The sequence below is a fragment of the Larkinella arboricola genome, assembly GCF_003259745.1.
GTDB lineage: Bacteria > Bacteroidota > Bacteroidia > Cytophagales > Spirosomataceae > Larkinella > Larkinella arboricola.
This window is the reverse complement of record NZ_QLMC01000002.1, coordinates 993,622-1,005,729: the sequence shown is the minus strand read 5'-3', so window position 1 is coordinate 1,005,729 and position 12,108 is coordinate 993,622. Positions and strand designations below refer to the sequence as shown.

Annotated in this window: 11 protein-coding genes; 8 read left to right on the top strand and 3 right to left on the bottom strand. The window is 54.9% G+C overall.

Annotated elements, in window-relative coordinates; genetic code table 11:
* Nucleotides 1-133 precede the first annotated feature (133 nt).
* The 3 genes from LX87_RS11250 (at nucleotide 134) to LX87_RS11240 (ending at nucleotide 3,495) form a co-directional block, all read left to right on the top strand.
* Nucleotides 134-1,120 (top strand): SPFH domain-containing protein, encoded by a 987-nt coding sequence (locus LX87_RS11250; protein WP_111628284.1) that lies wholly within the window; start codon nucleotides 134-136, stop codon nucleotides 1,118-1,120.
* An 18-nt stretch (nucleotides 1,121-1,138) separates the two neighbouring features.
* Nucleotides 1,139-2,242, top strand: a complete 1,104-nt coding sequence (locus LX87_RS11245) for a TFIIB-type zinc ribbon-containing protein (protein ID WP_111628283.1) — start codon at nucleotides 1,139-1,141, stop codon at nucleotides 2,240-2,242.
* Nucleotides 2,243-2,493: 251 nt separating this feature from the next.
* Nucleotides 2,494-3,495: an ABC transporter ATP-binding protein gene (locus tag LX87_RS11240; RefSeq protein WP_111628282.1), complete on the top strand. Its 1,002-nt coding sequence runs from the start codon at nucleotides 2,494-2,496 to the stop codon at nucleotides 3,493-3,495.
* Here the strand turns inward: LX87_RS11240 and LX87_RS11235 are convergent.
* Both LX87_RS11235 and LX87_RS11230 read right to left on the bottom strand, forming a co-directional pair.
* On the bottom strand, nucleotides 3,492-4,187 hold the full coding sequence (locus LX87_RS11235) for a head GIN domain-containing protein (RefSeq protein WP_111628281.1): 696 nt from the start codon (nucleotides 4,185-4,187) through the stop codon (nucleotides 3,492-3,494). The two genes, LX87_RS11240 and LX87_RS11235, sit on opposite strands and share 4 nt — an antisense overlap.
* 67 nt (nucleotides 4,188-4,254) lie before the next feature.
* Complete coding sequence (locus tag LX87_RS11230; protein WP_111628280.1) at nucleotides 4,255-5,637, bottom strand: sulfatase-like hydrolase/transferase; 1,383 nt, start codon at nucleotides 5,635-5,637, stop codon at nucleotides 4,255-4,257.
* A gap of 63 nt (nucleotides 5,638-5,700) precedes the next feature.
* Here LX87_RS11230 and LX87_RS11225 point away from each other — a divergent pair, with 63 nt between their 5' ends.
* The 5 genes from LX87_RS11225 to bshB1 all read left to right on the top strand — a co-directional run bounded on the left by LX87_RS11225 (nucleotide 5,701) and on the right by bshB1 (nucleotide 11,482).
* Nucleotides 5,701-6,333, top strand: a complete 633-nt coding sequence (locus LX87_RS11225; RefSeq protein WP_229310622.1) for a 7-carboxy-7-deazaguanine synthase QueE — start codon at nucleotides 5,701-5,703, stop codon at nucleotides 6,331-6,333.
* On the top strand, nucleotides 6,288-8,315 hold the full coding sequence (locus LX87_RS11220; RefSeq protein ID WP_111628279.1) for an OmpA family protein: 2,028 nt from the start codon (nucleotides 6,288-6,290) through the stop codon (nucleotides 8,313-8,315). Before LX87_RS11225 ends, LX87_RS11220 begins: the two co-directional genes overlap by 46 nt.
* A gap of 198 nt (nucleotides 8,316-8,513) precedes the next feature.
* Nucleotides 8,514-9,467, top strand: a complete 954-nt coding sequence (gene trxB / locus LX87_RS11215) for a thioredoxin-disulfide reductase (protein WP_111628278.1) — start codon at nucleotides 8,514-8,516, stop codon at nucleotides 9,465-9,467.
* Between the two features lie 145 nt (nucleotides 9,468-9,612).
* Nucleotides 9,613-10,686: a M23 family metallopeptidase gene (locus LX87_RS11210; RefSeq protein ID WP_111628277.1), complete on the top strand. Its 1,074-nt coding sequence runs from the start codon at nucleotides 9,613-9,615 to the stop codon at nucleotides 10,684-10,686.
* 61 nt (nucleotides 10,687-10,747) lie between these two features.
* Entirely contained in the window at nucleotides 10,748-11,482 is a 735-nt protein-coding gene (gene bshB1, locus LX87_RS11205) for a bacillithiol biosynthesis deacetylase BshB1 (RefSeq protein WP_111628276.1), read from the top strand.
* A gap of 28 nt (nucleotides 11,483-11,510) precedes the next feature.
* On the opposite strand, the gene LX87_RS11200 is transcribed toward bshB1, so the two are convergent.
* Complete coding sequence (locus LX87_RS11200; protein ID WP_111628275.1) at nucleotides 11,511-12,062, bottom strand: hypothetical protein; 552 nt, start codon at nucleotides 12,060-12,062, stop codon at nucleotides 11,511-11,513.
* Nucleotides 12,063-12,108: the final 46 nt, after the last annotated feature.

Below are 12,108 nucleotides of genomic sequence, written 5' to 3'. Positions count from 1 at the left end.
GGACGTTTAAGTCGGTTTCCGGGCCGTTTATAAAATTGAACGTCGGCGGGTTCGGTTTTTTTCCGTAGAATTAAGCCGTTAACCATCAAAACCCTCACGGTAACGGTTCCGCAAACCGTCGCCAACCGACATTATGGGACTTTTTGACTTTATCCGCAACGAATTCATCGAGGTCATCGACTGGGTCGATACGTCCAACGATACGGTCATCTGGAAATTTCCGGACAACGGCAACAACATCAAATACGGCGCCCAACTGACCGTGCGCGAATCGCAGGTGGCGGTATTCATCAACGAAGGCCGCATTGCCGACGTATACCAGCCCGGCCGCTACGAACTGACCACCCAGAACATGCCGATTATGACCACGCTGCGGTCGTGGAAAATGGGGTTTGAGTCGCCGTTCAAAGTGGATATCTACTTTGTTTCGACCAAACAGTTTACCAACCTCAAATGGGGCACGCAGAACCCGTTCATCGTGCGCGACCCCGAACTGAAGCAGGTGCGCGTGCGGGCCTTCGGCGTGTTCGCCCTGCGGGTGACCGACGCCGGAAAGTTTATCAAGGAATTTGCCGGAACCACACCCATTGTCCGGATTGGCGACGTGGAAGACCAGCTGCGGTCGGCCATCGTGACCAACTTTACGGACACCATCGGTGAAGCCGGGATTTCGGTATACGATCTGTCGCGGAACTACAAGGAAATTGGTGATAAGCTGCTGCCGCTGCTCCAGTCTGATTTTACGGGATACGGTCTGGAACTGACTAAATTTTACGTTGAAAACACCAGCCTGCCGCCCGAAGTTGAAGCCTTCCTTGACAAAACTACGCAGATGAACATGGTGGGGGATATGGCCCGGTTCCAGCAGTTTCAGGCCGGTATCGCCCTGGAAGATGCTGCCGAGAGTGGGGGAGCCGGGGGCGCTGCGGTGTTGCTGGGTGGTTTGGGTAATTTCATGCAGAACACCAATGCCGCTAACGCTCCGCAGCAGGCGGCCCCCAAAGAAGATAAAGCCGAGGTGATGAACCTGCTCAAGCAACTGGGCGAACTGAAAGCCGCCGGGATTCTGACGGAAGAAGAATTTGCCGCTAAGAAAGCAGAACTGCTAGCCCGACTGTAATCGCGCATCTTTTTCAACATGCAACAGTCTCCTTCCGAACTTTCCGACCTGGTTCGGGCTCCGTGTAAAACCTGCGGAGCCCAACTGAAATTTTCGGCTGAAAAACAGAAGCTAAGCTGCGACTATTGCGGCAATACCGAAGATATTCCGTTTACAAGAACCAATCTGCACGAAAATCCGCTCGCATTTCGGGTGGAGGATCGGCAGTTGCCCAACGCCCCAACGGAAGAAAAACGCCTGTTTACCTGCCAGAACTGCGGGGCCAAAACCACCGTCAACTACGACGCGCCGACGATTACCTGCGCTTTCTGCGGTTCTAAAAACGTTAACCCCGACGCCCAGAAAACCCGGCTGATCGAACCGGCGGGGGTGCTGCCGTTCCGCATCTCGAAAGAACAGGCGCTGCAACGGTTCAAGGGCTGGGTGGGCAATAGCTGGCTGGCACCGTCGGATTTGTCTGCCGGGGCCATGCTCGACAACCTGCACGGTATTTACATCCCGTTCTGGACGTTCGATGCTCAGGCGTATTCCGAATACGCGGGCGAAGCCGGATTTTATTACTACGTTCCGGTGCAGGTGCGTGATGCCAACGGGAAAATCGTGACGCAGCAGCAACAACGGGTTCGGTGGGAATACCGCAGCGGTTCGCATCAGGCGTTTTACGACGATATGCTCGAAATGGCCTCCCGAAAATTGTCGCAGCAGGAAAGCCAGGTGCAGGAAGCCAGTCGCTTCGGTTTGGAGGAGGTGGTCGATTACGACCCGCGGATTCTGCTGGGCTGGGAAGCCGAAGTCTACAGCATCGATCTGGAGGAAAGTGCCCGCAAAGCCGAAGAGACCATCCGAAACCGCGAAGTAGACGCCTGTGCCGCGCAGTTGGGCGGTGATACGCAGCGCAACCTCAACGTCGGGACAACCCTGACCAACCAGACGTTCAAGCACATTCTGCTGCCGCTCTGGATTTGCATGTACCACTACAACGGCAAACAATACCGCTTTCTGGTCAACGGGCAAACCGGCCAGATTGCGGGCGAACGGCCCACCTCAGCCTGGAAAATTGCCCTGCTGGTGGTTGCTTTTCTTCTACTGGTACTGTTTTTCTACTGGCTGGGAAAACGGTAAGGCAGAAGGTGAAGGCGCAGGTGTCAGACGGACCGACCGGAGCGCCTTCTTTTTAGATCCTTTATATAAAATCATGCGCATTTTTTCATTTAAATCATTTGAAACGACGGCGCAATTATTATTTTCAAAAGTATGGGTCTTATGGACCCGTTACTGTAATTTTACAGCTTCGGAAAAGACGGTTTTGGCTTCTTATAGAGTTAACGGCTTGCTGAACACTTCATTACACGCACGGAAAAGGTCATCATCAATTGCTTGAGTCAGTTCATCTTGTAAAAACCTTTGGGGACGTCACGGCCGTTCGGGATGTTTCGTTGGGTATAAAGCCGGGTGAAGTCGTGGGACTGATCGGGGCCAGCGGTTCCGGAAAAAGTACCCTGCTGAATCTGCTGGCGGGGCTGCTCGATTTGACCAGCGGCACGGTAACGCTCAACAACGAGCGCGTCAAAGGTCCGGCGGAGCAGTTGGTAGCGGGCCATCCGCACATCAAACTGGTGCATCAGGAATACCAACTGATGCCCAATGTCTCCCTGCGCGAAAATATTGCCTACGCCCTGCGGTTCTACGAAAAACGGTATCAGACGTATCGCGTCGAACAACTGATTCAACTGTGCCGGCTGGAAGCGATTCAGCACCGGCTACCCCGGCAGGCGTCCGGGGGCGAAAAACAGCGGACGGCCATCGCCCGCGCCATCGCCGAAAAACCCGCCGTGTTGCTGCTCGACGAACCGTTCAGCCACCTCGACCTGCCCAACCGGGAGTTGATTCGCGGCATGTTGCTGGATCTGGTGCGCAACGAAAAAACCGCCTGCCTGTTCGTGACCCACGACGCAACGGATGCCCTTTCCATCTCCAGCCGCATTGGCATTTTGCAGGACGGCCAACTGGTGCAGATGGGCGTACCCATGGAAATCTACCGTCGGCCTTACAACGCCTACACGGCCCAGATGACCGGTCCGGTTAACCTGATTCGGGCCAAATACCTGCCGTTGATGGGGATCATTCACGCCTACCCACCGAATGCGCTGGCCTGCGTGCGTCCCGAACAGATCCGCCTGACCGACCGCGGGCGTTTCGGCGGAACGGTCCGGAACATTTTCTTTAAAGGCGCTTTCATGGAAGTAGAGGTCGAAATAAACCGGTTTGTCAACCTGACGTTCCTGGCGTCGTCCACCGAAAAAATCAAGGTCGGGCAATTGGTCGGCCTGGAACTGTCGCCCGAGTCTGTTCATTGGATGCGCGGTTCGGCTTAGTCGTCCGATTTTTTCTCGTTGGAAATAACGGTTTGTGGATTGCCCCGGTGCGAAACATCGGCTCCCCCGCGCGTGTTTTTTTCCAGTCGTCTCGTTACCGTTACTGATGCATCACTGGCCCCGGATGCCCGGATGATTGCTTCTTCGGCCGTCAAATCATACGCCGACAGGTCGGAAGCGCCCGAGATTTCCACGTCCAGATGCTGCACCCGGCCCCGCAGTTTCGTATCCGATGCTCCGGAAGCTTTGATGCGAATCCGGTTGGCCGTGATGTCCTTCATGGATAGGTCAGCCGCTCCGGAAAGGTTGATTTCCAGTTCGTTGCTGTCAAAGGCGTCGTTTACATCGCCATCCGACGCCCCGGAAAGCGTGATGCCCCGCAAGGCTGGCATGGTGATCAGTAGCCGGGGCGACCGGCGGTTTTTGCCCGGAAGCCAGGCACCGGCGGGTCGATTAAAACGGGCCACCAGCACGCCATTTTCACTTTTCACCGACAGGTATTCGGTTTCGCCCGGCGACAGATTGGCCACAATGTCAAAGCTGCCTTTTCGTACTTCCACGTCAATGGCGTTGGCGACATCAATGCGGTCAAATGGCTTGATGCTGAATTGTTTGGTGACCGACTGTGCTTCCGAAAAGCCCGTTACCAGCGAAGCAATCAATAGAGATAGATACAATCGTTTGGTTTGCATGACTACGTGTCAAATTGGTATTTTTCTTAATGTAGATGCGGGATGGGGGCCGAAAGTTGCACCGGAATTAGTTTCTTTTTTGCCAGGGCACCGAACCGCTCTGGCGGATGTGGTCCATCAGCAAACGGGTTAGCTGGGCGGCTTTCGTTTTTTCCCGACCGGCCAGATCGGTCGTTTCCCTTGGATCGTCTTTGAGGTTGTACAGTTCGTAAGGCGAGAATGGGTTAGGTTGCAGCAACTTCCAGTCGCCCAGCCGGACGGCCTGTGTGGTAAGCCCTTTGTACGTATCGGTTCCTTCCCGCCGGATGAAAAAGAGCGGTCGCAGGTGAATGGGTTCTAGCGCCGAACTGGCTGGCTCATTGTCGGTTAACAGTGGTAGCATCGACTTTCCGTCGAGCGGGGCGGTGGCTTTCTGGCCGGTCAGTTCCAGAAACGTCGGCAGCCAGTCGATCAGTTGCAACCGCTCGTCCGATGTCCGGCCCGGCTGGATGTGACCCGTCCAGGCAACGCCCGCCGGAATGCGGATACCGCCCTCATACATCGTTCCCTTGAACGCCCGGACGGGGCCGTTGTTGGCCTTGCCCGGTCCCCAGCCGCCGTTATCACTCGTGAATACAATCAGGGTGTTTTTCAGTTGGCCGTTGGCTTTCAGCGTCGACAGCAGCCGTCCGACGTTGGCGTCCATGTGTTCGATCAGCGCCACAAGCTTCGCCCGGGTGGGGTCAATGCCCGGTTCGCGTTGCTGGACGCGTTCGAGCCAGTCGGCGGGGGGCTGCAACGGGTTGTGGGGGGCGTTGTAGGCGAGGTACAAAAAGAACGGTTTGGCGCGGCCCTTACGGGAAGTAACGTACCGAATGGCTCCGTCGGTAAACACATCCGTCGCGTGGCCGGGTGGATTGACCACCTGCCGGTTGTGGCGCATGAAGTTGTGTTTGTTGCGGAGTTTGGTATAATAATCGTCCATCATATCGCCCAGAAAACCGTCAAATTCCAGAAAACCGCGTTCGTTGGGGGTGTTGGGCGATTCCAGACCCAGATGCCATTTGCCGACCAAAGCCGTATGATAACCGGCTTTTTGCAAATAATCGGGCAGGAGTGGACCGGGGGCCAGGTAGCCCCAGCTATCGGTGGAATCGTCGCGGATGACGCCCGGAACCCCCATCCGTTCGGGCCAGCGCCCCGACAGCAGCGACGCCCGGCTGGGCGAACAAACCGGACTGTTGGCGTAGAAACTCGTGAAACGCAGTCCCGCCCGCATCAGGCTGTCGATGTGGGGCGTTTTCAAATCGGTTGCGCCGTAGCAGGAGAGGTCGCCCCAGCCGAGGTCGTCGGCGAGAATAAAAACAAGGTTGGGTTTCGGGCTTGGCGCAGGGGGCTGAGGAGGAATGGACGAAACACCGATGCCGGCCAGCAGCAGGACGGTCAGGGAGGTAAATAGACGGTATTTCATAAAGGCTGCGGAAAGCCGGGAGAATAGGTAAAGCATCGCCCGCAAATTCTGTAACTTTGTGGCATGAATCAAGTTCTGGAACAACAAACTGACACCGTACAACGGCTTCCGGTCATGGAATCGTTCTATACGCTGCAAGGCGAAGGGGCGCATACCGGCAGAGCCGCGTACTTTATCCGACTCGGCGGCTGCGATGTGGGGTGTCACTGGTGCGACGTGAAAGAGTCCTGGGATGCCGACGCCCATCCGAAATACCCCATCGTTGAGATTGTCGAAGGTGCCCTGCAACATCCGGGCCGGATGGCGGTTATTACCGGGGGCGAACCGCTGATGCACGACCTGACGGGGTTGACGCTGGCCTTAAAAAAAGCCGGTTTTCAAACAAATATCGAGACATCGGGCGTTTATCCCGTGAGTGGCGTGTGGGACTGGATTTGTTTTTCGCCCAAGAAATTCAAACAGCCGCACCCGGGCATTTTTGAACAGGCCAACGAGTTGAAAGTAATCATTTACAACAAAAGCGATTTTGCGTTTGCGGAGTCCTTTGTACCCCTGCTGCAACCGCATTGCAAATTGTTTTTACAACCCGAGTGGAGTCGTTCAAATGAAATGCTGCCTCTTATCGTTGAGTATGTAAAACAGCATCCGCAATGGCAAGTTTCGTTGCAAACACACAAGTACATGGATATTCCGTAGGGCCGGGACGACGTTCGCCGGCCCGGCGACGTTCGGAAAGGAAAAAGGGAGCAGGCAACATAAGGAAGTGCCTTTTTATTCTTTCGGTTCTTTTAGCGTTTCCTCCGTTTTTCCTTTCCTCTTTTGCCCAGAACAAAAAAGCCGTTGAGCTTTATAAGAAAGCCGTCGATGCCGTCGCACAACGGCAAATGCCCGAGGCTCTGGAGTTGTTTCATCAGGCCGTCGAACGGGATACCGGCTATACCGAAGCGTATCTGAAACTGGGGCAGGTCTACGAATTTATGCGCCAGCCCGATCAGGCATTGCAGGTCTATTTACGGGCCATTCGGCAGCAGCCCGACAAACCCGGTACGGGTCTGGCCTATCAGTTTGTCAGCGCCTATCAGCTCAAAAAAGGGAATTATCAGGTGGCCATCCCGTATATCCAGCAGTATCAGAAGCTGTTTCCGCCCAATTCGTTGCAGTGGAAAAGGGTGGACCGCCTGCTGCAAACGGCTCGCTTTGGCGCTCAGGCGGTGATCAACCCGCTGGCCGTGAAGCCCCAGCCGTTGTCGGCCACGGTCCAGGCGTTTCCCTCGCAGTATTTTCCGGTGCTGACCGCCGATGAACAGACCCTCGTCTACACGGTTCTGAAACCGGAGGGCGACGAAGACCTGATGGTGGCGACCCAGAAAGGCGAAACCTGGGGACCTCCCGAATCCATTTCGGCCCACATCAACACGCCCAACAACGAAGGTACGCCGTCGCTTTCGGCCGATGGCCGGACGCTGGTGTTTACGGCCTGTCAGGGGCGAACGGGTTACGGGAGTTGTGATCTGTATATCAGCCGCAAAACCGGTAACACCTGGTCGGAACCGCAGAACCTCGGCCCGGCGGTGAATACCCGCTCCTGGGAGTCGCAGCCCGCCCTGTCGGCGGATGGTCGGCGGTTGTATTTTGTCTCCGACCGGAAAGGGGGCGTTGGCCGGCGCGACATCTGGTGCAGCGAACTGGGCGAGGATGGCGAGTGGAAAACGCCTTACAACCTGAAAAGCATCAACACGCCGTTCGACGAAGCCTCGCCGTTTATTCACGCCAATGGCCTGAGCCTGTTTTTTGCGTCGGAAGGACACATGGGGATGGGGGGCTACGATCTGTTTGTGGCCGACAGTACGGCGTCCGGCTGGTCGAATCCGCAGAATCTGGGGTACCCCATCAACACCGCCGACGATCAGGCGGCCCTGTTTGTGTCGGCCAACGGCGCGCGGGCTTATTATTCGCAGGAACAATCCTCCGGTGACGGTAAACAACGGTCCAAACTCTACGTCTTTGATTTGCCCGAACCGCTGCGGCAGAAGGTCCGGCCGGTTAGCTACCTGAAGGGGCTGGTGGCCGATGCCCGCACGAAAAAACCGCTCCAGGCAACCATCGAGTTGATTGACCTGACGACCAATCAACTCGTAACCCGGGTGCAGTCTGACCCGCAGACGGGCCAGTATACGGCGGTGCTGCCCACGGGCGGAGAGTATGCCCTCTACGTGGTGGGGCCGGGCTATCTGTTCAAAAGCCTGTCGTTTGACTTTACCCAAAAGCGCGAAGGGGAGGGGCTGACAATGAGCGTGCCGCTCGAGCCAATCAAACCGGCGGATGGTAGCGCGCCCGCCAAAGAAACCCTGAACAATATTTTCTTTGAAACCGGACGGTATGATCTGGAAGAGAAGTCGCGGACGGAACTGGACCGGCTGGTGAAATTTCTGGAAGTGAATCAAACCGTAAAAATTGAGGTTTCCGGGCATACCGACAACCAGGGCGGAACGGCCAATAACCTGGAACTGTCGAAAAAACGGGCGCAGTCTGTGGTGGATTACCTGACCAAAGCGGGCATTGTACCAACCCGTATTAAATCAGCCGGTTACGGCGAAACCCGTCCGGTGGCACCCAATACAACCGACGACAACCGGAAGCTGAACCGACGGATTGAATGGCGGATTCTTTCCGTATAAGTAGGCATTAAGTCTGAAAACGAATCCGTAAAGTGACTTTAAGACGGATAAATGTTCATTATTCATGGTTCATTGTACAATAACCGTTAACTTGGTTTCGCCGGGAATTTTTTGCACCTTTGCGCTTGTTTTTTCAGTGTCTGGCCCGCTTTTACTGTGATTGCCGACCCGATAAAACACTCAATTCTTCGTCAGCCAATGACCACCGAACACGTCAACTGCCTTATTATTGGTTCCGGCCCGGCCGGATATACTGCCGCCATTTATGCCTCCCGCGCGGGCATGAAACCCGTTTTATACCAGGGAATGCAACCGGGCGGCCAACTTACCATCACCAACGAAGTCGATAATTTTCCGGGTTATCCCGAGGGCGTCAACGGCCCCCAACTCATGATGGACCTCGAGCAGCAGGCCCGCCGGTTTGGAGCCGATATTCGCTACGGGGTAGTAACCGCCGTTGATTTTTCCGGCCCGATGCACAAAGCCGTGGTCGACGATCAGCAGGAAATCAGTGCCAACGTCGTTATTATTTCAACCGGTGCGTCGGCCAAGTGGCTGGGGCTGCCGTCGGAAATGCGGCTGAACGGTCTGGGCGTTTCGGCCTGTGCCGTGTGTGACGGCTTTTTCTTCCGGGGTAAGGATGTGGCTATTGTCGGAGCCGGGGATACGGCGGCTGAAGAAGCCAGTTATCTGGCAAATTTGTGCCGGAAAGTATACATGATCGTCCGTCGGGGCGAAATGCGCGCGTCGAAGTTCATGCAAAACCGGGTAAAATCACTACCCAATATTGAGATTTTGTGGAACACCGAAACGCTGGAGGTTCTCGGTGAGGACGGCGTGACGGGGGCGCTGGTTAAAAATGCGGTAACGGGTGAAGAACGGGTACTGGATATTTCGGGCTTTTTCGTCGCGATCGGTCACCAGCCCAATACCGCTATTTTCAAAAATTACCTTGAACTGGACGAAACGGGATACATCATCACCGAAAAAGGCAGCACCCGCACCAATGTACCGGGCGTTTTTGCCTGTGGTGATGCCCAGGATAATATTTACCGCCAGGCGATTACGGCCGCCGGTACGGGTTGTATGGCCGCCCTGGATGCCGAACGGTATCTGGCCATGAAAGAAGTTGAAATGCACGCGGAAGCGTAAAAGAAATTTATAACCACCACAAAAGAGAATTAAAAGTTAAGAGTTAAAAGTTAAAAGTAGTCGCTCGTCGTATTGAACGCGTCAGCCTACTTTTAATTTTTAACTTTTAATTCTTAACTCCTTTTGGCAAACTTTACCCTTAAGGATGAGAAAACTGGCAGTCTGGTGGCTGTTCGCCAGCGTTTGCTGTCTGGCAAGCGTAACGACCGTGGAGGCTCAGGAGCGAGGCAAATTCAAGAAGAACCTGAGTATTAAGCCTAAGAAAACGGAAACCCAAACCCCGAATTCTCCCACGCAACAGCCCACCCAAGAACCGGAAGAGGAGTTTGAACAGGAAACATCCAATCTGCGCTTTAACAATCAGTTTGAACCCAAAAAAGAAGTCAACCCCGTTGTGGCCGAGGACACGTCTACGATCGACGAAGGCGAACCGGCAGTCGTGGAATACATCGACTCCGTTCAGGTGGGCGACGACTGGGTGAAAATTGCGGACTATTACGCCATCTGGGACCCCCACAACGTTGACCCCTACGGGATTGATCCCCTCCAGTTTGACGAAGTAATTGACCTGAAGTTATACGATCCGGCGCTCAACCGGTTCTGGTCGGCCCCGACGGTCGATGGGAAAGTGACCTCCATATTTGGCCCGCGCTGGGGACGGTGGCACAAAGGGATGGACCTCGATCTGGAAACCGGCGACCCGGTTTACGCGGCTTTCGACGGCATTGTGCGGATTGTGGGGTGGGACGGCAACGGCTTTGGGCGGTATCTGCTCGTGCGGCATTACAACGGTCTGGAAACCATTTACGGCCACTTGTCGAAAACGCTGGTTGAGTCCGGGCAACTGGTCAAAGCGGGCGATCAGATTGGTCTGGGCGGTAATACCGGGCGCAGTTTCGGTTCGCACCTGCACTTCGAAACCCGGTACGAGGGAAACCCGTTTAGTCCGACGCACATTTATAATTTCCCGACCAATTCGCTGATTTCGGACCATTTTATTCTGACGGCTTCCGTCTGGGATTACCTTCGGGGAAAAAGTGTGAACATGGCCGGGTTTAAGCCCCGTTACAAACGCACGGTATTACACCGCGTTCGTTCGGGGGAGACGCTCACCAGTATTGCCCGGCGGTATGGCCTGTCGGCTTCCACGCTGGCCCGGAAAAATCATATGTCAACCCGCTCACGGATTCGTCCGGGGCAGAAACTGCGGGTTCATTAACGTACTAAAAGCGTGGGGTCGTTTCTCAGGAATCTCTACGTATGGCTGATCTTTTGAACGAATGAAACTCGACTTACTCGTTATCGCTGTTCACCCCGACGACGCCGAACTGGGCAGCGCGGGAACGATTCTTTCCCTGGTTGCGCAGGGTAAAAAAGTTGGAATTGTTGACCTGACCCGTGGGGAACTGGGGACGCGGGGTACGCCCGAAATCCGGTTGCAGGAAGCCGCTGCCGCAGCCCATATTCTGGGATTGTCGGCCCGCGAAAACATGAATTTTCGCGACGGTTTTTTTCGGAACGATGAAGAACACCAGCGCGCGCTGATTGCCGCAATCCGTAAATACCAGCCGGAAATTGTCATTGCCAACGCCATCACCGACCGCCACCCCGACCACGGCCGGGCGTCGGCTCTGATCGTTGATGCGTGTTTCTATTCGGGTTTGCGCCAGATCAAAACCGTTGATAATGTGGGGGCTGATGCCAAAGGCGAAGCGCAGGAAGCCTGGCGTCCGAAGGTGGTTTATCACCTGATTCAGGACCGTTACATCAAGCCGGATTTTATCGTCGATATCACCGATTTTTACGAGAAAAAACAGGAATCGCTGCTGGCCTACAAGAGCCAGTTTTATGACCCCAACAGCACTGAACCCATGAGCTACATTGCCAGCAAGGAGTTTATGGAATTCCTGCGGGCCCGTGCCGAAGAATTTGGGCACGTTATCGGCGTCAAATACGGCGAAGGTTTCACCGTTGACCGCACGATTGGGGTGAAAAATATTTTTGACCTGATCTAGCCGGTTTCAAGTGAACCAGCGATCAGATCTATCCAATTAAAACGCCGATCAGGAACAGAACACTAACCCCCAACAGCCCGCCGATCCATGCCCAGGTCCTCGGAATCGCTTTCCGTTCCTGATAATTTTGGGCAGCTTTAACAAACAGCAGGCCGGGAAAACCGAAGATGACCCAGACCGCGCCCAGATTAAACCAGCCCGTCGCCGTCATGTTCCCCAATCCCTGAGCGGAATAGTCTACCCAACCCGCCAGGATCAGGAGTTTTACAACCAGTTCGGCGGTCGGATAAATGAGCTGGGCGCTGGCGGCTCCGCTCAAGCCGGACAAAATCATCCAGTGTGGAAGCTTCTCACCCCACGGCTGGATGCTTGCCAAGGCCATTAAAACCGTCAGGAGCCGCAGTATGCACGCCCCTAAAATGATCCAGCCCGTTTCGCCAATGATTTCACCGTTAATCAGGTGACTGTAAACCCACATGGCCAGGACTACCACAATAAACAGTCCGACGAACCCGGTAATTGTGTAAACCGGCCACCGGATGATGGGCTTTGGGGCAGCGCGCAAAATGTCGTAGAACATGAAGGAACGGTTATCGCAGTAAAAGAGCTTTAATTAACAGCTTGTC